Here is a 21,720-nt window from a genome sequence, read left to right as displayed (position 1 = left end):
CTGCAACGACGCTAGCGCGCCACATCCAGCGCCGGGGCCGGATCCAGCTGCACCGTCGTGAACGCGACGCCGTGCTGCGGATGCGCCTGCCACAGCGCGGCCAGGGTCTGCCCGCTCAGCGGGTCGACGAAGTCCGGCGCGATATCGGCCAGCGGCTTCAACACGAAGGCATGCTTGAGCTCGGGCCGCGGGATGCGCAGATGTCCGGGGCCTTGGACGATGCAATCGCCGAAGAACACCACGTCCACATCCAGGGTGCGGTCGCTGAAACGCGGGCCGCTGCGATCACGGCCGTGCGCATCTTCCAGCGCATGCAGCCAGTGGTCCAGCGCCGGTAGGTCCATGTCCGTGTCCAGCGCAACGGCGTTGTTGACGAAGTCTGGCCCGTCGAAGCCCACCGCCGGCGTGCGATACGCCGGGGAGATGGCAAGTGGGCCGAAGCGCGCGCGCAAGGCGTCGACGGCCAGGCGCAGGTAGTGAGTCGGCTGGACATTGCTGCCGAGGCTGAGAAGCACGGTGGTCATGCGTTATTCGCGCATGCAGCCCGCATCAGCGTCAACTGTTGCCATCGTGCCGCATGCGCCCATGCCCGCCCGCAACGCGCCAAACCCTGGCCTCAGGCCACTTCGAGCGCGTGCGCCACAGCGCGGAACACCCGGCGCATCTCCAGCGGCTTGCGCAGCACATGCACCGGGATATCCGGCGGAAAGTACGAACGTTGCAGCGGCGCGCCGACATCTTCGAGCACGATCGCCGGGCCGTGATAGCCCAGCTCCTGCATGCTCAGCAATACGCTCACCGCCGACAGCTGGATGATGTCGCTGTCGATGATCACCAGGTCCGGCATCGCGTGCTGCTGCACCAGCTGCAGCGCCGCCGCGCCATCGCTGGCCAGCTGCGGTTGGTAGCCCTGGCTCGACAAGGCATTGCCCAGCAGCGACAGGCGCGTGGCCTCGCCATCCACCAGCAGCACGCGCTGCCCATGCCCCAACGCCAGCGGCGGCTCGGTGTCGGCAACCGTCACTGCGGCCGCACGCATCGGCACGATCATGTCAAAGCGCGTGCCCTCGCCCAGGCGGCTGTCGACCACGATGCTGCCGCCGTAGCTTTCCACGATGCGCTTGCAGGAAATCAGCCCCAGGCCGGTGCCATCGGCCTTGGTGGTGAAGAAGGGACTGAACAGGCGCGCGCGGGTGTCATCGCTCATGCCCACGCCGGTATCGGCCACGCTCATGCGTACCCGCGTGCCATCGTGGCGATCGGCCGACAGGGTCAACATCCCGCCACCGGGCATCGCCTGGATCGCGTTCAGGCCCAGGTTGAGCAGGCACTGCTGCAACTCGGTGTAGTTGGCCTCGATGGTCAGATCCAGCGGGATCGTTTCCATCTGCAGGCGCACGCCGTCGGGCAGGCTGCTCTTGAGCAACATCTGCACCGCCTGGAACAGGCTGGCGATCGACACCTGCTCGCGCGGCTTGTTGGAGCCACGCACGAACGAGAGCATCGACTCGGCCATCTCATGCCCGCGCCGGCCGCATTCGGCCACCACGTTGGCCAGCTGGCGCAGCTGCGGATCGTCGGTGCGTCCGGCCAGCAGGTCGGGCACGATCAGCAACGGCTGCAGGATATTGCGCAGGTCGTGGCTCAAGCCGGCCGCCAGCATCGCCAGGCTTTCCAGCCGCTGCGCGCGCATCAGCTCGCTTTCCACGCGCTGGCGTTCCAGGTCGGCGCGCGCCTCGCGGATCGCACGGATCACCGCGCTCGGCAGGCGGGTCGGGTTGTGCTTGATGATGTAGTCGTTGGCGCCATCCTGCAGCGCCTTGACCGCAGTCTCCTCGCCCATGGTGCCGGAGACGAAAATGAAGGGCGTGGCGCCGTTCTGGCGCACCAGGCGCAGTGCCTGATGGCCGGAAAAACCGGGCATGCTCAGGTCCGACAGCACGATGTCCGGCTGGAATGCATCCAGCGCAGCGCGCAGCGACGGCTCGCTGTCCACGCGCTCGAATGCCGCATCCAGCCCGGCATCGAGCAACTGGTCGGACAACAGCTCGGCGTCTTCCGGTGAATCTTCCACCAGAAGGATCTTCAGCTGCTCCAGTTTGCCCCCCTCATGCAGCATGGGTCAGTCCAGCTCCGGTGCCTGATTGATGACCGCCCAGAAGGTGCCGAGCGTCTTGACTGCGTTGAAGAACTGATCCACGTCCACCGGCTTGACCACGTAGGCATTGACGCCCAGGTCCCAGCTGCGGGCCAGGTCGCTCTCTTCGCGCGAGGATGACAGGATCACCACCGGCAGGCGCTTGAGCGTCTCCTCGCTGCGGATCTGCTTGAGCACTTCCAGCCCGTCCAGGCGCGGCATCTTGATGTCCAGCAGCAACACGGCCGGCAGGCCTTCCTCGCGATCGGCGAAGATGCCCCGGCGCAGCAGGTAGTCCATGGTTTCCACGCCGTCCTCGACGTGCACGATGGGATTGGCCAGGCGGGCTTCGCGCAAGGCATCGACGGCCATTTCCGCATCGGCCGGGCTGTCTTCTGCCAGAAGAATGGTACGGATGGCGGTCATACAGTGAACTCTTGGTTGGGCGCTTCAAGCGCAGGGGGAAGCACGAAATAGAACGTGGCGCCTTCATCGACCGCGCCCTCGGCCCAGATCCGGCCGCCGTGACGCGTCAGCACGCGCCGCACGCTGGCCAGGCCGATGCCGGTGCCGGCGTATTCGCTGGCCTTGTGCAGGCGCTGGAACACACCGAACAACTTGGCGCTGTACTCCATGTCGAAGCCGGCGCCGTTGTCGCGCACGCTGAACTGATGGCCGCCGTCGGCCATCGGCGTGTAGGTGACCTCGATCCTGGCCACCGTGCGCTTGGCGCTGTATTTCACCGCGTTGCCAAGCAGGTTCATCCACAGCTGGCGCATCATGTTTTCGTCGGCCACCAGCACCGGCAACGGCGCGATATGCCAGTCCACCCGGTGGCCGGTGTTCTCGCTCTGCACGTTGGAATCCAGGATCGCGCGCGTTTCCGACACCAGCGACTGCATGTCCACCGCCTGCAGCCGCAGCGCGCTGCGGCCCAGGCGCGAGTACACCAGCAGATCGTCGATCAACGAGGCCATGCGCCGCGCCGAGCTGCTGATCACTTCCATGTAGTGACGCGATTTCTCGTCCGCCGCATCGCCCAGATGGCGCGCCAGCTTGTCGGAGAATCCAGCCACATGGCGCAGCGGCGCGCGCAGATCGTGCGAGACCGAATAGCTGAAGGCTTCCAGCTCGCGGTTGACCTCCGACACCTGCTCCACCTTGCCTTCCATCTGCCGGTTGAGCTCCTGGATGCGCAGCTGCGAGGCCTTCTGCAGGCTGATGTCGCTGACCGTCATCAGTACCACGTCTTCATCGCTGGTGTCCGGCAGCGGCATGCGCCGCGCGTTGATCAGCATGGTGCGCAGCACGCCATCGGCGGCGCGCTGCTCGTGTTCGTAATCCCACAACTCGCGGCCGCGCAGCAGCACGTCGGCCAGCCGCTGATGGATCTGCGCATCGCGCCACACGCCTTCGCCCACGTCGTCCAGCGCCATCGATTCGTTGCCGCGCTCCTCCAGCCCGTACAGCTCGGCAAACGCCGGGTTGTGCAGCAGGATGCGCTGACTGGAATCCAGCAGCACGATCGGCTCGCGCACGGTCTGCAACACCGACGAGGCGCGGCCGTTGGCGCGCAGGTATTCCTGCTCGGCCGCCAGGCGGCGACGGATCTGCCGCTGCAGCAACCAGGTCACCGTGCCCAGCAGCAGCAGCTGCACCACCAGCGTGGCCCAGCTCAACACCGCGTAATGCGCCCGCTCGGTCTCGGCACGCACGTTGCGCAACTCCAGCAGCTTGCCCTCGGCCTCCTGCAACTCGTCGATCAGCACGCGGATCGGGTTGTTCAGGGTCATGTCGTTGATCAGCGCGCGGATCTGCTCCGGGTCGGTGGTCACCGCAACCCGCTCGGCCAGCAACAGGCGCCGCTCGATGGTGCTCTGGATACGCCCCATCCGCACCTGTTGCGCGGGGTTGTCCTTGGTCAGCACGATCAACCGCTGCACCGCGTCCATTGACTCGCGCCGGCCGCGCCGCATGCGTTCCAGCAGGGCCGGGCGCTGCACGCCATGCGAGCGCATCAAGGCCGCCGATTCGGTGTCGCGCATCGCCGCTTCCAGACGCTGGGCAGTCTCCTGCACGTCCTGGCTATGCGAGACCCACACTGCGGCCTGGTTGGCGTTGTGCGCCATCTGCTGCAGCAGCAACGACGGCACCACCACAATCAGGAACACGGCAACCGCCAGTAACGGCAGGCGCCAGCGATCCCATTTGTCTGCTTGGACCGTTGTCTGCATTGCTAGGTCTGTGTCCGCTCGCTGCCAGGGCCCCGAAGGCAAGTCGGTATTGTGTCCGATCAGGCCAAAGATGAGATTAACGATTCAGCCTGGTCACTCCGATGGCGACATAGCTGAATGGGCATATGATAAGTGCAGTAAACGTGAAAATGGCGCGAGCGCCCCGCCGCCCGTCGGCCTGCCTGCGTCGGGCGCAGACAACAAAAAGGCGCACTCCTGGGAGTGCGCCTCGTGCTCGGATCAGCCGCCTCGCCTCGGCTGGCCCGGCATTCGCTACCGCTGCACTTACATCTTTGCAGCGACCACCTTCAGACCGGTGGACTTGACGCTCTTGACGCCTTCGATGCCCTTGGCAACTGCCACGGCCTTGTCGTGCTCGGCCTTGGTAGCAACCGTGCCGGTCAGGGTGACGATGCCGTTCTTGGTCTCGACCTTGACGTCGGTGCCCGACACATTGTCGGTCGCCAGCAGGTCGGCCTTCACCTTGGTGGTGATCCAGGTGTCGGTGACCGGCTTCTTGGAGTCGTTCATGCCGGCGGCATGGTCCTTGTGGTCGGCGTGTTCCTGCGGCGCGGCAAATGCCTGCGAGGCGCCCAGCGCCAGACCCAGCGACAGCGCCACGGCCAGCAGCTTACGTACCTGTGTGATGTTCTTCATCGGATAGTCCCTCCTGTTGAATGTGGCTGGAGTCTGCAGTGGCGCTCGTCGTGCACACGTGACTGCCGGATGCAGGGGTTGTGAACCCGGCGCACACGGGTGTGTGCAATACCATGCAGGCCTCTTCCGTCGTTGCGATGAACCGTTTTCAATGCCTAAACCGTTCAATCTGGCCGTCGTCGGCTATGGCTATGTCGGCCGCACCTTCCATGCCCCGCTGATCGCCAGCACTCCGGGCCTGACACTGCACAGCGTGGTGTCGTCCAAGCCGCAGCAGGCACAGGCCGACTTTCCCGAGGTCGCCGTGCTTGCCGATCTGGACACGGCACTGGCCGATCCCGCGCTGGATGCGGTGGTGCTGGCCACTCCCAACCAGACCCATGCGCCGTTCGCGTTGCAGGCCCTGGCAGCCGGCAAGCATGTGCTGGTCGACAAGCCCTTCGCGCTGGACGCCGCGCAGGCGCGTGCGGTGGTGGCTGCCGCCGCAGCGGCAGGACGCATCGTCAGCGTGTTCCAGAACCGGCGCTGGGATGCGGACTTCCTGACCGTGCGCCGGCTGATCGAGGAAGGCCAGTTGGGCGAAGTGGTGGAATTCCATTCGCACTTCGACCGCTTCCGGCCGCAGGTGCGCGACCGCTGGCGCGAGAGCGACATCCCCGGCGCCGGTCTCTGGTACGACCTGGGGCCGCATCTGCTCGATCAGGCGCTGCAGTTGTTCGGTACGCCGCAGGCGATCGGAGCGGATCTGCAGCGTCAACGCAACCAGGCGCGCAGCGACGACTACTTCCACGTCACCCTGCGGTATCCGCGGCTGCGCGTGATCCTGCATGCCGGCTCGCTGGTGGCCGACAGTGGCCTGCGCTTTGCCGTGCACGGCACCCGTGGCAGCTATCTCAAGCACGGGCTGGACACGCAGGAAGACCAGCTACGCGCCGGACGCCGCCCCGGAACGGCCGGTTGGGGGGTGGACCCACTCCCGGGCACGCTGACCCGCGTGGACGACGAAGGCCGCGTGCACACCCATCAACCCGACACCACGCCGGGCGACTACCGGCAGTGCTACGCCGCCTTCCGCGATGCCCTGGCAGGCACCGGCCAGGCGCCGGTCAGTGGCGCCGACGCGGTGCAGGTGATGGAGCTGCTGGAGCTGGCGCAACGCAGTGCCGCCTCGGGCCAGGTGCAATGGCTGGAAGACGCGAGCGCGGCTTCGCGCGGCTGATGCACGGCCGGGCGCCGGTGCAGGCGCCCAGCCGATATTCGGCATCGGCAATGACGCGCCCGCGTCCTGCGGTGCCACGTGCGGGCACCGCATCAATGCGCACCGCACTCAGTCAGCGGGCACGCCGGCAGTCGCCAGACACAGACGCGATGGAACAGACCTGCACTGCGCGCCGTGCAGGCGTCGGCGCGATCGCTCAGACGTCCTTGCTGCCGATCGTCGGCGCGGCTTCCGTGGTGGTCTTGACCGCATGACCACCGAACTGGTTGCGCATTGCGGCCAGCAGCTTGTCGGTGAACGAATCCTTGTCGCGCGAGCGCAGGCGCTCCATCAGCGACAAGGTGATGATCGGCGCCGACACTTCCAGGTCGATCGCCTCGGCCACCGTCCAGCGGCCTTCGCCCGAATCGGCCACGAACGGTGCGATACCCGCCATGGTCGGATTGTGCGCCAGCGCATCGGCGGTGAGATCCAGCAACCACGAACGCACCACGCTGCCGTCGCGCCAGATCTCGGCGACCTGGTGCAGGTCCAGCGCAAAGTCGGTCTTGTGCTGCATCAGCGCGAAGCCCTCGGCATAGGCCTGCATCATTCCGTACTCGATGCCGTTGTGGACCATCTTGGTGAAGTGGCCGGCACCGCTCGGACCGACCCGGCCCCAGCCCTTGTCCGCGGCCGGCGCCAGCGTGGCCAGCACCGGATGCAGCGTGGTCACCGCCGCTTCGTCGCCGCCCACCATCAGGCTATAGCCTTCCTGCAGACCCCAGACGCCGCCACTGGTGCCGCAGTCGACAAAGGCGATACCGCTGGCCTGCAACAACGCGGCGCGGCGTTGCGAATCCTTGTAGTACGAATTGCCGCCGTCGATGACGATGTCGCCAGGCTGCAACAGCGGCAGCAACTGCGCCAGGGTGTCGTCGACGATCTTGCCCGCCGGCACCATCAACCACACCACGCGCGGGCTCGGCAGCGCGGACACCAGCGCGGCCAGCGCATCAGCGGTGACAATGCCCTTGGCCTGCGCACTGCGACGCGCGCTTTCGCCCGGATCGTAGCCATGCACGCGGTGTCCGCCGTGCACCAGGCGCTCGGCCATGTTGGCGCCCATGCGGCCCAAACCCACCATACCCAGTTCCATAATCGCTCCTCATGATCTGATCAGTGCAGGGTGCCACGCCCGGCGTACGCCGGCGTGGCGGAATTCTCAATGGATTGTTCCGCGGCGGTGCCGGCGCCGCACTGCTGCAGCTGCCAGTCGATCCAGCGCCAGTACAGGGTGCTGCGCAGGTTGTGCAAGGTCAGATCGATGGCATACGGCGTGCGCGGGTTGCGATCGAGCAGGCGCGCCACGTGGTACCCGATCGGCTTGATGCCCTTGGGATGCACGTACACCAGAAAGCCCTGGTAGAACGGGTCGTCCAGCAGGCCTTGCAGCGTTTGCAGGCGTGCCTGCTGCTGCGCATCGAGCGTGGCGCGCAGCTGCGCATCGCGTTCGTACAGCAGCCGCTCGAAGCGCCGCTTGCCCGGCCCGCGCAGCTCCCTGGCCAGCTCCCAGATCTGCCGGTTGCGCGCGTCGTAATGCGCAAAGCCGCCGTGCTGGGCCAGCGCCTGCGCGGCTGCGTCGCTCACATCCACCACCACGAAGTTCTCGGCCTGGTTGTGGATGTCGTCCAGGGACGACTTGTCGAACACATGCGCAATGAACCCCGGCGCGCCGACAAATGCCTGGCGCCCCAGCTGCGCGGTCCTGACCGCCTTGCCGTCGGCGAAGAAGTCGCCGGCATGCGCACCCAGCAGGATGCTGTCGGTGTCGTGCAGGGTCAAAAAGGTGCCGATCGACAACTCGCCGGCGCTGAACACCTGATCGAATCCCGCATCGCCATACAGTTCGCGCTGCGTGGCCAATTGGGCCACCTGCCGTCCCACCCCGCATTCGGAACGCACCTGGCCGCGGTAGAACGCATCCAGCGCCTGCGCATTGCTGCCGCGCGGTTGATAGCCGCGCCCGAAACTGCGAAAGCCGCTCCAGCCCTGCGACGCCGCGCCGCGCCAGCCGAAGCCGATCCAGCCCAGTTGCAGCGCCGAAAACCGGTAGCCCGGGTTGTCCTGCAGCCGTGTGGCGGCGCGCCGCGTGGCCGCACCGAGTTCGAACGCGTACGCGCATTGGGTCGCCGTATCGTCCAGCAAGGCCACGAGCGTGGCAGCGCGTTGTTGCGCGTTCCAGCTGGCCGGCAGCGTCAGCTGCAGATCGCCGGCCGCGCGCGCCTGCGCCAGCGACGCGCGCGTGCATGGCTTGCCGCGCTGGATCACCGGCGCACTCACCGCCGCGTTGCCGATCTCCCAACCGAGCTGGCGCAACAGGATATCGACGCAGTCCACCGGGGCCTTGCGCGCGGCCTCGCTCGGCGTGGCCAAGGCGGACTGCAGCAGCTGCGCGGCGAGCAACGCGGCAGCGCACAGGCGCACGCCAAGGCGACCACGCCGTCCATGCGGTGCAGCCGCAGGTGCGGCTGCGAACGCAAGCCGCATGCGTCCTGCCTGCAATCGCTTGCGGGAGCTGCGTAAAACACTCATCTAGTTGCGGTGACGCGGATCGGCAGCAAGGCGCTGCACCCTCAGACGTAGAAAGCCCCGGCAGGACCGGGGCTCGCTGGATTCAATACATCATTCTCAGCGACGTTCGCAAACGCGCTCGACCTGACGATTGCCATTGGTCTGCTGGCGGTTGCCCTGGATGGTGCGGCCCGCTGCACCACCGGCGACCGCGCCAGCCACGGTGGCCAGCTTCTTGCCGTTGCCGCCGCCGACCTGATTGCCGAGCAGTCCGCCGATGGCAGCGCCGGCGACGGTGCCGCCGATCCGGTTGGGATCGGTCGAGTTCTTCTGCACTTCGACATTGCGGCAGCGCACGCGCGTTCCGTCGCCGAACTTGCGGCCTTCATCTGCTTCGGTATAACGCTGCTGATGCGACCGCGTCTGCGCCTGCGCCAAGGTGCTCGTTGCCATCAACGCGATCAGGGACATACCCACGAGGGAATTGCGCATCTTCATCGTCTGTCTCCATCTCGCCCCTTCGGCGAGTCATGGTTCCACTTTCGCCAGTTGGTCGAGAACGCAACGTGAAGCGTGCGGCCAGCGATTCAGGCTTTGGCACAGAGCCTGAATCACGTCCTCACGGCTGTGTTGCCGGCTCGGTTTGCGGCACCTCGGCCGGCGTCGGTGGCGGGTCTTGCGCTTCCACCGGCAACGGTGCCACCGGCGGCTGCGCGACAGGGGGCTGAGCGACCGGCGCTGCAACCGGTGACGGCGCGGCAGCGGGCGTGTTGGTCGCCTCGCCCGTCTGAGCGGCCGCAGTCGCCGCAGGCATGGGGGCCGCCGGTGACACTGGCATTGCATGCGCAGGCGATGGCGGCACCGCAGCTGCAGCCGCCGACACCGCCTCGGTGACCTTGGGCAGATACGAATTCAGACGATCGAAGAACCGCTTGTAGAAGGCCGCGTCCTGCACCGTGGTGCTGGATACGCGCACCAGCGAATCGCCGCTGCTGCCCACCGGCAGCGACAGCGAGCCGAGCACGCCCACCCCGACGCTGGCCGAGGTCGAACTCTTCTTCAGCGCGTAACGGTCCTGCAATGCGCTGACGAACACCTGCGCCTTGCCGCCGTCCTGCGTGGCGCAGGAAATGCGCAGGTTGAGTTGTTCGCTCTGCTCGGCTTCCTTGAGCTGGAAGTTCTTGCTGCCCTCCACCGCGGCGGCATCGGCACGCGTCACCGCATAGCCCTGGCTCAACAACACCCGTCGCGCGGCCTCGCAGGCCTGCGGCGAGGTGGCTGCCACATTGCGCGAATAGGTGTCGTCGGAATTGAACGACTCGCGCATCAGCATCGTGTCGCCCTTGCTGCCGCCGCAGCCAGCCAGGGTTGCCAGCGCGCCAAGCAGGGCGCCGTGCGCAATCAGGGAAGAACGAGACATGGAGACATTCCGGCATCCAAAACCGGCACAGAGCATAGTCGCAACCCATGTGCGCGCGGCGTCGCCTGGCCGGCTCAGGGCAACGGCGGTTCATCCGCTGGCAGTTGCAGGTCCAGCTGCAGGCGGCTGCCGTCTGCACCGATGCGCTCGGCGCGCAGATAGTGGTGCGCACGCACCGCCGCCAGCGCGACCGGCGCCCGGCACGGCTCGCCCCACAGGCTCAGGGCGAATCCCTGCGCCTGCAGCCACACGGTGAGGCGGTCCCAGAGCGGCTGCTCGGCCTGCAGGATCAGGTCCAGATCCGCCGGCCCCTCCGGCACCGACGCCGGCGACTCCAGCCAGCGCGCGTAGCTGCCGTGTACCTCCACCGGCAGACCGTTTGCTCGTAACGCGTGCAGCAGCTGCGCTGCCTGCTGCAGGTCCAGCCGCGCACGGCAGTGCTGGAAGATCAGTGCGTACTCGTGGCTGCGATTGCTCTGCGTGCCTGCAGGCGCCAGCGCTGCGCCCGGCCGCCGGTAGCACAGCACCCGCTCCTCGCGCAGGGTGAACAGGCTGGCAAGGATCCGCCCCAGATCCCAGGCCTGCGGGATCACCCGCCCGCCGACGACGACGTTCTCCACCATCGCCACACCGAACCCACCCGGTCGCAACCGCTTGCGCAGCGCATGCAATACCGCGCGCATGCCGGACAGATAGCCCGCGTAATCGGCACTGGCGTACAGCTGCCCGGGCAGCGCCTCACCGTGCCAGCGGCAACCGAAATACGGCACGTTGGTCAGGCACAGGTCGATCGCCGCGGCAGGCGCGGTGTCGACCAGCGTGCCGACCACCACCGGCGCCTGCACGCCGTGCCGCTGCAGGCGCGTGCGTGCCAGTTGCGCGCGTGCGGCATCGATCTCCATGCCATGCGCGCCACGCCCTTCCAGCGTGGCCGCCAGCAGCGTGCTGCCGAATCCGCAGAACGGGTCGAACACCTGCGCGCCCGGCGCGCTGAAGTGCCGCACGAACGGGCGCATCTGGTTGACCCAGCCACAGTCGCGCCCGCCAAGTGGATCGGCTGCGCGCAACGCCTCGGGCAGTGCCCAGGACGGGTCATCCGGTGTGGGCGTCCACCAGCTGCGCTGATCGAGCTCATCCACCGGCCGGCTCCCACAGCACATCGGCATCCGGGTCCCAGCCCGCACACAGGCGGCCATTGGCAAAGAACACCAGCTTGTAGAGGTCGCCGGTGGCATGGCGTGCGTGCATGGCCGCGTAGTCGGCACTTTCGAACACCACGTCCAGGCCGTCGTCGCTGCGCATGCGCAGATTCCAGAAGTAATAGCCCTCGGTCATGCCATCCGCCTGCCAGCGCGACCACCACCGCTGCTGCATGCAGTCCGCCAACAAGCGCTCCATGCCGATGCGATGCTGCGCGATGTACCGCCAGGTGCCGTTGCTGCGGTACGCATCGTCCAGACGCGACAACTCGCGAAAGATCACCTGTGTGGCGCCACAGCTGCGCGCCCACGCGAGGTACTGCGCCACGGCATCGGCAGTGTCCACCCCGCCCCGCTGCACGATGCAGACCAGCCGCACCGGCAGGCGCGCTGCAAGGCGTTGCGCCGTGCGCGCGAAAGTAGCTGCATCGGCAATGGGTTCGCCGGGACGAAAGCGCATGATCGCATCGTTGCCGGCCTGCAGCGGGTGGTGGCGCGACAGCTCGATCCACGACAGGCCGAACTCGACCAGGGCATCGATCAGCTGTGCCCCCTGCGCGCGCGCAAAGCCTGCGCCATTGCTGTACAGCACGCGCTGCTCCACGCGCGGGCCGTTGGGCGTCGTCGCCAGGGTCTGCAGCAGGGTCTGCAACCAGTCCGGATCGTCGGTCATCTCCAGGCCGGACAACGAATACGACAACGGCACCTCGTGCAGCAGCTGCAAGGCAGCGCGCAACTGCGCAAAGTAGTCCGGCCCTGGCCGCAACATCGCTGCCGCCGCGCCACCATGATGCTGGCGCAGGTTTTCCGAGCAGAATCCGCAACGCGCCGAGCACGGCCGTACCGACGCATACGGAGTGAACGTGATCGGCAGCGCTACCCGGTACGCGCGCGCGCCGATGCGCAGTGCATGCCATCGGCCGCTCTCGCCCTGCTCCGGCACGCGCCGCCACAGGCTGGGTGCGGCGGCGCGCAATCCGGCCAGCAGCGGCGAGGCAGACAGCAACGCGTTGTCATCGATCGCGCGCATGGCGGTGCCTGCGTGGCGAACGTCAGCGGCGCGCGGCGTCGGCACGTGCGCGCACCTGTTCCAGGGTCCACTCCTGCTGCATGACGCCGTTTTCCCACACCGTCACCAGCGCATCGTCGCTGTCTGCATGTGTGCCGACGTCGTCCAGCAACGCGCTGCGATAACTGCCATCGCCGCGGTTGCGCAGCAAGGTCAGCCGACCGCGCTTGCTCTGCTTGCCCTTGTCGGTGACCGGGTCCTTGTAGACATCGACCCATTGCCCGTCCACGCGCACGGCCGAGCACTTCAGCGCGAACTTCTGCGTATCGCGATCCACCTTCTGCAACAGCGCACCGCCCATGCCGAAGGCGACGTTGTCGGCGGCATACCCGGCAGCGGTGATGCGTTCGAGGATCGCGCGCAGCGACTGTGGATTGATGCCATCGCCCTGGATCACCCGCACATGGTTGAGCACCTTGTAGCCCTTGCCGTTGAGCCGATGGCCGAAGGCCTCGTCCAGCAGCGCCAGGCAGTGCTCGACCACGTCCACCGGGTCGCCCGAATCCGGGCGGATCACCACCGTCGCACCGGAGGCGATCACCTGCTCGCGCAAGGTGGTGCCCCAATGCTCGCGGATCGCGTGGTAGATGTCGTAGCTGTCCGACACCACCGCCACCAGCGAGCCGGGACGCGCGAACTGCGTCAGCATGTTGCGGTACGCATCGGCCTCGCGCTCGCGGCCCCAGCTGGTGATGGTGCTGTGCTCGGCGGCGGGAATCGAATACCCCGCCACCGGCGTGTGGTAGTGCGCACGCGCCAGCAACAACGCCGACAAGGTATCGGTACCAAGGAAGTTCACCAGATGCGCCGCACCACCCAGCGCGGCCGAGCCAAGACTGGAGACACCACGCGCGCCGAAGTCATGCAGCTTGAACGGCAACTGCCCTTCCGGATCGTCGCTGGTGCGCTGCAGGTAATCGCGCACGACCTGCTTCACCTGCCAGCTCACCGTTGCCACCGTCACCGGGTACCACACGCGCAACAGCAGTGTTTCCAGATACGACGGCACCCAGAACGCCTTGGCATCGGTGGATTCGATCGTCATCAACACATTGTGCGTGGGCACGACCGCACCTTCGGGCACGGCGCGGATGCGGATCGGCAGTTGCCCGCCGAGACGATCGACGATGTCGCGCCAGCCGGCTTCGTTGAACGGCTCGCCATGCGCGGCCAGCAAGGCCTTCGCATCGTCGATGTCGGCATGCGTCACCGGCCGGTTGATCGCCTCCTTCAGGATCGACTGCAGGCCGAAGAACACGGTCTGGTCGTAGACGCCACCGCGCGATTCGACATAGAAAAACGCCGCATCGGTGCCAGGTGGATACTGCAGCCAGTGGCTGGCCTTGTAGCTGTCGGTGTTGAGCAGCAGGTTATCGAGGTAATGCATGACGGAAGCTCCTTCGCGTCGGGTGAACCGGCGGTCTGTCCGCCGGCGGGAGGCTACGGTTCGAGCCGATCTTGGATTGCGCGCGGATGCCTTTGGTGGACGACGGCACGCACCCGTTGTCGCCCTCAGCCGCGACCCAGAAAGAATTCGAGAATATGCAGATGATCTTCGTACAGGCGCGGCCCCATCGCCATCACTTCGGCAAGCGGAATCCAGCGCGCCTTGTCGGCATCGTCGCCCCCGCGCACCGCAGGCAACTCGCCGGCCGGAAACTCGAAGTGGAAGGCATGGGTGATGGTGCGCCCGCGCAAGCTGCGCTCGGGGTGATCGAACACCTGGCGCCCACGCAACGACCCCTTGAGCACCGGCACCGGCACTTTCAGCCGGGTTTCCTCGCGCAGCTCGCGCAGGCAGCCGTCCAGCAGGCCTTCGTCCTGGCCGACGAAACCGCCCGGCAATGCCCACAGGCCCTTGCCCGGCTCGGCACGTCGACGCACTAGCAGCACGTGGCCCGAATGCACCACTACCGCATCGGTGGTGACGAAGGTCGGCGGATACGGGGCGTCCTTCCACGCGGCGCGATACTGCTCGATGAAGCGGTATTCGGCCACCAGCTGTGCGTAGCTCGGCGAATTGCGCCGGAACGCGTCCAGCATGTCGTACACCGGCGCCGGCACATTGCCACGCAGCATCAGCAGCCCACCGTGGAAACCAATCTCGCCGGCCTCGAACAGATAACGGCGCAATTCGGTCGCCGACAGCGTGGCGGTATGTTGCACATCTTCCAGCGGCCACTGCGGAAACTCGCGCAGGTAATAGCTGCTGGCGTCCTTGTCCATGCCGATCAGGCCGATGCGTGCATCGAGCGTGCCGCCATCAGCCTGCACGGCCTCGGCAACCTGCCGCTGCACCTCGGCAATCCACAGGCTTTCGTTGTACAGATGGTCGCGCAACGGGCGCAGGATCAGCCGCGGGCTCTCGCCCGGCAACGCGGACTCGATCATCACCGCGCGTTCGGCGACGGTCCACGGATTGCGAATGGTGCGGGGCGTGTCGGCAGAACCGATCAATACGATGAGCTTGTTCGCCTTGCCCAGCGCGTGGCGGGCGACGGCGGCGTGGCCGTTATGAAAGGGCTCGAAACGCCCGATAAACACGAGATAATCGTACTGCAATGCCATGAGAATCCCTCACGGTTGATTAGGCAGCCAACGGTCTATCCGCTGGCTTGCTGTAAATGCTACGCCGATACGCGACGACGTCAAGCCGGCGCGGTGTGACAATGATCTTTCGGTCATGCAGGCCGATTAGACTCGCCGATTGGTCCTTAGGAATCCGCCTGCATGCCACGCCTGTCCTTTCGCGCTATCTCACGTTCCTTGCTCGCCGCACTCGCGCTGCTGTGCATCGCCCTGCCTGCATTGGCCGCACCCGCGCCTGCGCCCTTGCGGGTGATGTCGTTCAACGTGCGCGTGCCGGTGGACACCGACGGTGACAAGCGCTGGGACGTGCGCCGCACGGCGATGGTGGCATCGATCGAACAAGCGCACCCGGACGTCTTCGGAATGCAGGAACTGGTGCAGGAACAGGCGCAGTATCTGGCTGCACAGCTGCCTGATTACCGCTGGTTCGGCAAGGGCCGCGACGCCGACGGCAACGGCGAACACATGGGTGTGTTCTACGACAGCCGCACGTTGTCGGTTGTGGAATCGGGCGACTTCTGGCTATCGGAAACGCCACAGGTGCCCGGCAGCCGCAGCTGGAATACCGACCTGCCACGCATGGTGACCTGGGCCCTGTTCGAGCGCCGCAGCGACAAGCGCCGCTTCTATCTGCTCAACACGCACTTCGCCCACCGCGACCAGGACGAGGCCGCCCGCGAGCACAGCGCGCGCGTCATCCTGTCGCGCATCGCGTCGCTGCCGGCCGACATTCCGGTGGTGCTGACCGGTGACTTCAACAGCGATCCTGACCAAGGCACCTACCGCATCCTCACCGCCACGCTTGGCGATGCACGTGCCCGCGTCTCGGCACCGCAAGGCCCGGAAAAAACCTTCCAGGACTTCACCACGCAACCGACCCGACGCATCGACTGGATCCTGTTCCGTGGCCTGACACCAACACGCTTTTCCACGCTGGATACCCGCCCAGGCGGTGTGTTGCCCTCCGACCACTACCCGGTGCTGGCCGAATTCGCCTGGCCGCATTGATCGTGCCGGCGAGGTGACGCTGTCACGATGCCGGCCCGTCTGACAGCACATAGGTCAATCGCGTTGCAGCCAATCGACCAGCGCTTGCAGCATGGTCGATGGCGCGGGCCCGTGACGCAGCACGATCGACAGTTGCCGAGGTGCCCAGGCTTCATCCAGGGGCACCGTCACTAGCTGATCGCGCACGCATGAGCGTTGCACTGCGGCGTGCGGAAGAATCGCCACGCCCATGCCTTGTGCGAGCATGCGGCACAACGCGTCGATGCCTTGCACCTTTGCACGGGTGCGCAACTGCACGCCGGCGCGGTTCACGTGTACGCGCAGGTGCCGCTGCAGGGCGCTGTCGCCGGCCAGGCCCAGCGTGTCCATTCCGGCCAGCTCGTTCAATCGCAGCGTCGAGGCGCCAGCCAGTGGATGCGTGGCAGCCATCACTAGCACCAGCCGATCCTCACGGAACGGCAGCACCTGCAGGCCACTGACATCGGCATGGCTTGCGACCACGGCGATGTCGGCGCGTTCCTCGCGCACCGCATCGGCGGCTTCGTCGCTGCCCTGCTCGGTCAACGCCAGATCCAGCTGCGGGTGTGCGATGAGAAAATCCGCCAGCCGTTCGGGCAGCCATGCCGACAACGCCGCGGTATTGGCCGCCAGCCGCAGCGTCACCTGCCCGCCGCCACCGTAGCCGCCCAGCTCCAGCTGCAACGCCTCGGTCTGCCGCTGCAACTGCCGTGCGTGCCGCAGCAACACACCGCCAGCCGGGGTCAGGCTGACACCGCGGCGCCCGCGTTCCAGCAGGACGGCGCCCACTTGCAGCTCCAGCGCACGAATCCGCGCGCTGGCAGCCGCCAACGACAACGCCGCCCGTTGCGCGCCGGCAGTGATGCTGCCTGCCTCGACCACCGCGATGAACAAGCGTAGATCGACAAATTCCAGATGCATGAGCGCTCCACAGGCACGTGTACGTCAATCGATGTGCACCGGCCGCCGAAAAGGCAGCTTGGTCAAACCGCCACCTAGCTGGCCATGGATCCTTCCACGCCCCCGCGTCCCGTGCCTCAGCCTTCGGCTGTACCGAAGCCTGCATCAAACAATCCCGCATTGTCCGCGGCGGAACAAGCCCGGATCCTTGCCTGCATGGAGACCTTGCACACCCATTGGTATCTGATCGCAGGTATTTTCTTGCTGGCTGGCTGGGTCAAGGGCGTGGCCGGGATGGGCTTGCCGACCGTGGCAATGGGGCTGCTGGGTCTATGGCTGACACCTGCCGAGGCAGCGACGTTACTGGCGCTGCCTTCGCTGGTGACGAATGTGCAGCAAGCCTGGGGACCAGACACGCTCGCCCTGTTGCGGCGCCTGTGGCCATTGCTGGCAACCGTGACGCTCGGCACCTGGCTGAGCGCAGGAGTGATGACAGGCGCCGATCCCACTTTGGTCCGCGCCGGGTTGGGTGTGCTGCTGGCGCTGTATGCCCTGCTTGGGCTGGCCCGCCGCCAGTGGACGCTGCAGGCGCGTCACGAACCCTGGGCCGGACCAGTGGCCGGGCTGGTCACCGGCCTGTTGAGTGGCGCCACCGGCGTGTTCGTGCTGCCATCGCTGCCTTACCTCAGCGCATTGCAGCTCCCGCGCGAGTCGTTGATCCGGTCTCTGGGCTGGTGTTTCGGCGTTGCGACGCTGGCGCTGGCCATCGCCCTGGCCTGGCACGGCGCGCTACCGGGTGCGGCGATCGCTCCATCACTGTGGGCGCTGCTGCCCACCGCCACCGGCATGTGGCTGGGTGCCTGGGTACGCCATCGCATTTCCGCCGAGACGTTCCGGCGCTTCTTTTTCACCACGCTGCTGGTGCTGGGCCTGCAAGGCATCTGGCAGGCACTGGCGTAAGGTCACATCGGACGCACTGAGCACTGCAAGGCATACCGGTACGGCAGCCGAAAGATCGATCGGCAATCACACCCGCTCGCGCCGGCAAGACCGATATGCAGGGTCGGCCAACAAAAACGCCACCGCAGTGCGGTGGCATTTTTTTATTCCTTCAACCCGATGGAGTCGCCGGGTGCTCGGCAGACGATCAGTCGGCCCAACGTCCCGGTGCGGTCGACTGCGGCAGCACCTGCGCCGACAGCGGCTGGTCCTGCGACAGCAGGCCCAGCGCATCGGCCAGGATGGCAGCCGATTCGTGCAGCAACGGGTCCGGGCGCTTCTCCGCGGCCTTTTCGCGTGCGGTGTCCTTGACGATATCGCGCTCGTTGCCGGTCAGGCCGTCATCGCTGTCTTCGGCAAGCGGATCCAGCGGCAGGCCCAGCTGCTTGCGCAACTGCTGGCGGTCCTTGCGCTGCTGATCCTGCTTCTGACGCTCGGCAACGCGCTCGGCCTCGTTCAACGAGATGTACTTTTTGGCCTTCTCATCGCGGAACTGCTTGACGTCCTCTTCCCACCACTGGAACTCCTTGTCGGTGGCGATACGCGCGGTGTGCAGGACCTGCAACTTGGGCAGCAGCGGCGCGAAGTTGCCGTACTGGGTATGCGGCGCGGCGGCAATGCGCGTCCACGGCAGCGCATTGTCGTAGGTGCTCTCGCCGAACTCGGTGGCATCCACGCTGGCGGGAAATGCGATGTCCGGCACCACGCCCTTGTGCTGGGTACTGGAGCCGCTGACGCGGAAGAACTGCGCGATCGTCAGCTTGACCTGCCCATAGCGCTGGCCTTCCGCAGCCGGCCAGCGGTCCAGGTCGACGATGTTCTGCACCGTGCCCTTGCCGAAGCTGGTTTCACCGATCACCAGACCGCGACCGTAATCCTGGATGGCGCCGGCAAAGATCTCCGACGCCGACGCCGAGCCGCGATTGATCAACACGCCCAGCGGACCATCCCAGGCGACCTTGGGATTGCTATCGCCATTGACGGTGACGCGGCCGCCGGATTCGCGCACCTGCACCACCGGACCCTGCTCGATGAACAGGCCGGTGAGCTCGATCGCTTCGTCCAGCGAACCGCCGCCGTTGTTGCGCAGGTCCAGCACCACGCCGTCGACCTTGTCGGTCTTGAAGCCGGCCAGCAGCTTGGCGACGTCGCGCGTTGCCGAGGCATAGTCGGTCGCGTTGCGCCGGCGGCCCTCGAAATCCTGATAGAAGCCCGGCAACTTGATGATGCCGATGCGACGCTCCGGCTCGCTGCCCTTGGCCGGCAGGGTGATGGTTTCGCCCTTGGCGGCCTGTTCGGCCAGGCGCACCTTCTGCCGGGTCAGCGTCACCGTGCGGTGCTTGCCGTCGATGCCCGACTCGGCCGGGATGTACTCCAGGCGCACCTGGGTGTCCTTGCTGCCGCGGATCTTGGCCACCACATCGTCGATGCGCCAGCCGATCACATCCTCGATCGCGCCGTTCTTGGCCTGGCCCACGCCGACGATGCGATCGCCCGGCTTGAGCGTGCCATCCACCGCCGCCGGACCACCCGGGATCACCTCGCGGATCACCACCATGTCGTCCTGCTTCTGCAGCTGCGCACCGATGCCTTCCAGCGACAGCGACATCTGCTGATTGAAGTTTTCGGCCGTGCGCGGGGTGAAGTAATCGGTGTGTGGATCGACCGCATTGGTGTAGGCGTTGAGGAAGAACTGGAACACGTCCTCGGCCTTCAACTCATTGACCGAATCGGCCAGCGCGGCATAGCGCTTGTCCAGCGTCTTGCGGATGTCCTCAGGCTTCTTGCCGGCCAGCTTCAGGCGCAGCCAGTCGTTCATCACCGACTGGCGCCACAGCACGTCCAGCTGCTTGTCGTCGGCGGCCCACGGCACGTCCTTGCGGTCGTACTCGAACTTGTCGCTGCCGGTGAAATCGAAATCCTGCTTGAGCAGGTCGCGTGCGTACTTGACGCGCTGATCGACACGCTTCTTGTAGACCGAAAACACCTGGAACGCCGGATCCAGCTTGCCGCCGCGCAGCGCATCGCCTACGCCCGCTTCCAGCGGCGCGAAGCCGGTGATGTCGGTCTGGGTGAAGAACTGTTTGCTGCCGTCCAGGGTTTCCAGATAACGCTTGAACACGTCCTTGGTCATCGCCTCGTCCAGCGTGCGCGGACGGTAGGCGTAACGGCTATCGGAGAGCAGGCCATAGACCAGCTTGGTCGCGGTGGCCTGGTCGGGCGTGGCTGCGGCCGGCAACGCCGTATCGGCGCGTGCGAGCAATGCCATCGGGGTGGTCAACACCAGCGCCAGCAGGCCGGCCTTCATGGACGCAGAAACGTTGTAGGTCATCGAATGGCTCTCGGCACAGGGCCGACGAAAGAAAGGCGGTGAACGGATCGGACAGCATGACAGTGCCGAAAGTTGCTGGCGTTGTCATCCGCTGGCTGAATCAGCCTAGCGCCGGGCCTGTAGCGGATTGTGAACGCGACCGTACCCTGCAGGCCAGAACGCAACGGCCGGATACGACGAGACCCCGCAAGAGGCGGGGTCTTGTGCGTCGCTCGGCATCGAAATCGTTACAACCGCTCGCACGCAGTTGCCACGTGGGATGCGCCCGGCCAGCACGCAGCTGCGGTGCCAGACGGTGCATCCGCCCGGGCGGGCGACCGCGGCCGCCCGAGCACGGGCACAGGGCGATCGCCTGCCTTAGGCAGCCACGCCGGCGCCGGCCGCCTGCCGGTCGGCGTGGTACGACGAGCGCACCATCGGTCCGGAGGCGACGTGGCTGAAGCCCAGCGCATTGCCGTACTCCTCCAGCGCCTTGTATTCCTCCGGCGTCCAGTAGCGCATCACCGGATGGTGGTGCGGCGTCGGCTGCAGGTACTGGCCGATGGTGATCATGTCCACATCGTGCGCGCGCAGGTCGCGCAAGGTGGCCTGCACCTGTTCCATCGTCTCGCCCAGGCCGAGCATGATGCCGGACTTGGTGGCGATGGACGGATGCTGCGCCTTGAAGCGCTGCAGCAGGGTCAGCGACCACTGGTAGTCGGCACCGGGGCGCACGTTCGGATACAGGTCCGGCACGGTTTCGATGTTGTGGTTGAACACGTCCGGCGGGCTGAGCGCCAGGATCTCCAGCGCGCGGTCCATGCGGCCCTTGCCACGGAAGTCCGGGGTCAGGATCTCGATGCGGGTCTTGGGTGAACTGACCCGGATGGCCGCAATGCAGTCGACGAAATGCTGGGCACCGCCGTCGCGCAGGTCGTCGCGGTCCACGCTGGTCACCACCACGTACTTCAGGCCCATGTCGGCCACGGTGGTGGCCAGGCTGGCCGGCTCGTTTGCATCCGGCGGCTTGGGCCGACCGTGCGCCACATCGCAGAACGAGCAGCGCCGCGTGCACACCTCGCCCAGGATCATGAAGGTCGCGGTGCCGTGGCTGAAGCACTCGTGGATGTTCGGGCAGCTGGCTTCCTCGCAGACCGTGACCAGGCGGTTTTCGCGCAGCTTGGCCTTGAGGTTCTGCACTGCATTGCCGGACGGAATCCGCACGCGGATCCACGACGGCTTGCGCAGCACCGGCGCATCGACGAACTGCACCGGCGAGCGATTGATCTTGTCGCCACCGATCTGCTTGACGCCGGTCTGCAACGGCGCAGGTGCGGCGGAGTCGCCGGAGACGACCTGCAAGGGGATGGAACGGGCGATAGGCTGGGTCATGGCAATAACGGGCGC

At 66.5% G+C, this 21,720-nt stretch carries 19 protein-coding genes; 3 read left to right on the top strand and 16 right to left on the bottom strand.

The features are described from left to right. Positions 1-11: 11 nt before the first annotated feature. From folK to H7A86_RS03505, 5 genes are all read right to left on the bottom strand, one after another. Positions 12-524, bottom strand: coding sequence for a 2-amino-4-hydroxy-6-hydroxymethyldihydropteridine diphosphokinase (gene folK / locus H7A86_RS03525; protein ID WP_119130686.1), 513 nt, complete (start codon positions 522-524; stop codon positions 12-14). A 92-nt stretch (positions 525-616) separates the two neighbouring features. Further along, the gene (locus H7A86_RS03520; protein WP_104583793.1) at positions 617-2,119 is read right to left on the bottom strand and encodes an ATP-binding response regulator; all 1,503 of its coding nucleotides are present in this window, start codon (positions 2,117-2,119) and stop codon (positions 617-619) included. Between the two features lie 3 nt (positions 2,120-2,122). Continuing rightward, positions 2,123-2,563, bottom strand: coding sequence for a response regulator (locus H7A86_RS03515; RefSeq protein ID WP_104583792.1), 441 nt, complete (start codon positions 2,561-2,563; stop codon positions 2,123-2,125). Further along, positions 2,560-4,371 (bottom strand): sensor histidine kinase, encoded by a 1,812-nt coding sequence (locus H7A86_RS03510; protein ID WP_104649206.1) that lies wholly within the window; start codon positions 4,369-4,371, stop codon positions 2,560-2,562. Before H7A86_RS03510 ends, H7A86_RS03515 begins: the two co-directional genes overlap by 4 nt. 285 nt (positions 4,372-4,656) lie before the next feature. Beyond that, positions 4,657-5,028, bottom strand: a complete 372-nt coding sequence (locus H7A86_RS03505; protein WP_180708028.1) for a BON domain-containing protein — start codon at positions 5,026-5,028, stop codon at positions 4,657-4,659. Between the two features lie 151 nt (positions 5,029-5,179). Between H7A86_RS03505 and H7A86_RS03500 the strand changes: the two genes are divergently transcribed. After that, positions 5,180-6,247 (top strand): oxidoreductase, encoded by a 1,068-nt coding sequence (locus tag H7A86_RS03500; protein ID WP_119130685.1) that lies wholly within the window; start codon positions 5,180-5,182, stop codon positions 6,245-6,247. A gap of 196 nt (positions 6,248-6,443) precedes the next feature. Here H7A86_RS03500 and gnd read toward each other — a convergent pair whose 3' ends face one another. From gnd to H7A86_RS03460, 8 genes are all read right to left on the bottom strand, one after another. After that, positions 6,444-7,385 (bottom strand): phosphogluconate dehydrogenase (NAD(+)-dependent, decarboxylating), encoded by a 942-nt coding sequence (gene gnd, locus H7A86_RS03495; protein WP_104649208.1) that lies wholly within the window; start codon positions 7,383-7,385, stop codon positions 6,444-6,446. Between the two features lie 20 nt (positions 7,386-7,405). Further along, entirely contained in the window at positions 7,406-8,776 is a 1,371-nt protein-coding gene (locus H7A86_RS03490) for a hypothetical protein (protein ID WP_119130684.1), read from the bottom strand. A 141-nt stretch (positions 8,777-8,917) separates the two neighbouring features. Then, positions 8,918-9,298, bottom strand: coding sequence for a glycine zipper 2TM domain-containing protein (locus H7A86_RS03485; protein ID WP_104583789.1), 381 nt, complete (start codon positions 9,296-9,298; stop codon positions 8,918-8,920). A gap of 121 nt (positions 9,299-9,419) precedes the next feature. Further along, positions 9,420-10,220, bottom strand: coding sequence for a DUF2242 domain-containing protein (locus H7A86_RS03480; protein WP_180708027.1), 801 nt, complete (start codon positions 10,218-10,220; stop codon positions 9,420-9,422). Between the two features lie 74 nt (positions 10,221-10,294). After that, positions 10,295-11,359, bottom strand: coding sequence for a DNA methyltransferase (locus tag H7A86_RS03475; protein ID WP_119130682.1), 1,065 nt, complete (start codon positions 11,357-11,359; stop codon positions 10,295-10,297). Continuing rightward, positions 11,352-12,425: a hypothetical protein gene (locus tag H7A86_RS03470; RefSeq protein ID WP_425509748.1), complete on the bottom strand. Its 1,074-nt coding sequence runs from the start codon at positions 12,423-12,425 to the stop codon at positions 11,352-11,354. The genes H7A86_RS03475 and H7A86_RS03470 overlap by 8 nt, the downstream gene beginning before the upstream one ends. A 46-nt stretch (positions 12,426-12,471) precedes the next feature. Further along, entirely contained in the window at positions 12,472-13,875 is a 1,404-nt protein-coding gene (locus H7A86_RS03465) for a nicotinate phosphoribosyltransferase (RefSeq protein WP_119130681.1), read from the bottom strand. Positions 13,876-14,000: 125 nt separating this feature from the next. Next, on the bottom strand, positions 14,001-15,056 hold the full coding sequence (locus H7A86_RS03460) for a bifunctional nicotinamide-nucleotide adenylyltransferase/Nudix hydroxylase (protein WP_119130680.1): 1,056 nt from the start codon (positions 15,054-15,056) through the stop codon (positions 14,001-14,003). A gap of 162 nt (positions 15,057-15,218) precedes the next feature. Here H7A86_RS03460 and H7A86_RS03455 point away from each other — a divergent pair, with 162 nt between their 5' ends. Then, positions 15,219-16,085 carry an endonuclease/exonuclease/phosphatase family protein gene (locus H7A86_RS03455; protein WP_119130679.1) on the top strand — a complete coding sequence of 289 codons (867 nt, stop codon included), beginning with the start codon at positions 15,219-15,221 and terminating at the stop codon, positions 16,083-16,085. Positions 16,086-16,139: 54 nt separating this feature from the next. Here H7A86_RS03455 and H7A86_RS03450 read toward each other — a convergent pair whose 3' ends face one another. Further along, positions 16,140-17,024, bottom strand: a complete 885-nt coding sequence (locus H7A86_RS03450; RefSeq protein ID WP_119130678.1) for a LysR substrate-binding domain-containing protein — start codon at positions 17,022-17,024, stop codon at positions 16,140-16,142. Between the two features lie 195 nt (positions 17,025-17,219). Here H7A86_RS03450 and H7A86_RS03445 point away from each other — a divergent pair, with 195 nt between their 5' ends. Further along, a complete protein-coding gene (locus H7A86_RS03445) occupies positions 17,220-17,963 on the top strand; it encodes a sulfite exporter TauE/SafE family protein (RefSeq protein WP_119130677.1) in 744 nt (247 codons plus the stop codon). A gap of 187 nt (positions 17,964-18,150) precedes the next feature. On the opposite strand, the gene H7A86_RS03440 is transcribed toward H7A86_RS03445, so the two are convergent. Next, positions 18,151-20,310, bottom strand: a complete 2,160-nt coding sequence (locus H7A86_RS03440; RefSeq protein ID WP_180496985.1) for a carboxy terminal-processing peptidase — start codon at positions 20,308-20,310, stop codon at positions 18,151-18,153. A gap of 381 nt (positions 20,311-20,691) precedes the next feature. Next, positions 20,692-21,705, bottom strand: a complete 1,014-nt coding sequence (gene lipA / locus H7A86_RS03435) for a lipoyl synthase (RefSeq protein ID WP_104583780.1) — start codon at positions 21,703-21,705, stop codon at positions 20,692-20,694. Between the last annotated feature and the right edge of the window lie 15 nt (positions 21,706-21,720).

The organism is Xanthomonas euroxanthea, assembly GCF_903989455.1.
GTDB lineage: Bacteria > Pseudomonadota > Gammaproteobacteria > Xanthomonadales > Xanthomonadaceae > Xanthomonas > Xanthomonas euroxanthea.
The sequence above is the reverse complement of the archived record's forward strand: the minus strand, read 5'-3'. Positions and strand labels throughout refer to the sequence as shown.

Excerpts from the sequence above, each read along its gene's own strand:
- folK (WP_119130686.1), bottom strand. The coding sequence starts at position 524 with ATGACCACCGTGCTTCTCAGCCTCGGCAGCAATGTCCAGCCGACTCAC.
- H7A86_RS03520 (WP_104583793.1), bottom strand. The coding sequence starts at position 2,119 with ATGCTGCATGAGGGGGGCAAACTGGAGCAGCTGAAGATCCTTCTGGTG.
- H7A86_RS03515 (WP_104583792.1), bottom strand. The coding sequence starts at position 2,563 with ATGACCGCCATCCGTACCATTCTTCTGGCAGAAGACAGCCCGGCCGAT.
- H7A86_RS03510 (WP_104649206.1), bottom strand. The coding sequence starts at position 4,371 with ATGCAGACAACGGTCCAAGCAGACAAATGGGATCGCTGGCGCCTGCCG.
- H7A86_RS03505 (WP_180708028.1), bottom strand. The coding sequence starts at position 5,028 with ATGAAGAACATCACACAGGTACGTAAGCTGCTGGCCGTGGCGCTGTCG.
- H7A86_RS03500 (WP_119130685.1), top strand. The coding sequence starts at position 5,180 with ATGCCTAAACCGTTCAATCTGGCCGTCGTCGGCTATGGCTATGTCGGC.
- gnd (WP_104649208.1), bottom strand. The coding sequence starts at position 7,385 with ATGGAACTGGGTATGGTGGGTTTGGGCCGCATGGGCGCCAACATGGCC.
- H7A86_RS03490 (WP_119130684.1), bottom strand. The coding sequence starts at position 8,776 with ATGCGGCTTGCGTTCGCAGCCGCACCTGCGGCTGCACCGCATGGACGG.
- H7A86_RS03485 (WP_104583789.1), bottom strand. The coding sequence starts at position 9,298 with ATGAAGATGCGCAATTCCCTCGTGGGTATGTCCCTGATCGCGTTGATG.
- H7A86_RS03480 (WP_180708027.1), bottom strand. The coding sequence starts at position 10,220 with ATGTCTCGTTCTTCCCTGATTGCGCACGGCGCCCTGCTTGGCGCGCTG.
- H7A86_RS03465 (WP_119130681.1), bottom strand. The coding sequence starts at position 13,875 with ATGCATTACCTCGATAACCTGCTGCTCAACACCGACAGCTACAAGGCC.
- H7A86_RS03460 (WP_119130680.1), bottom strand. The coding sequence starts at position 15,056 with ATGGCATTGCAGTACGATTATCTCGTGTTTATCGGGCGTTTCGAGCCC.
- H7A86_RS03455 (WP_119130679.1), top strand. The coding sequence starts at position 15,219 with ATGCCACGCCTGTCCTTTCGCGCTATCTCACGTTCCTTGCTCGCCGCA.
- H7A86_RS03450 (WP_119130678.1), bottom strand. The coding sequence starts at position 17,024 with ATGCATCTGGAATTTGTCGATCTACGCTTGTTCATCGCGGTGGTCGAG.
- H7A86_RS03445 (WP_119130677.1), top strand. The coding sequence starts at position 17,220 with ATGGAGACCTTGCACACCCATTGGTATCTGATCGCAGGTATTTTCTTG.
- H7A86_RS03440 (WP_180496985.1), bottom strand. The coding sequence starts at position 20,310 with ATGAAGGCCGGCCTGCTGGCGCTGGTGTTGACCACCCCGATGGCATTG.
- lipA (WP_104583780.1), bottom strand. The coding sequence starts at position 21,705 with ATGACCCAGCCTATCGCCCGTTCCATCCCCTTGCAGGTCGTCTCCGGC.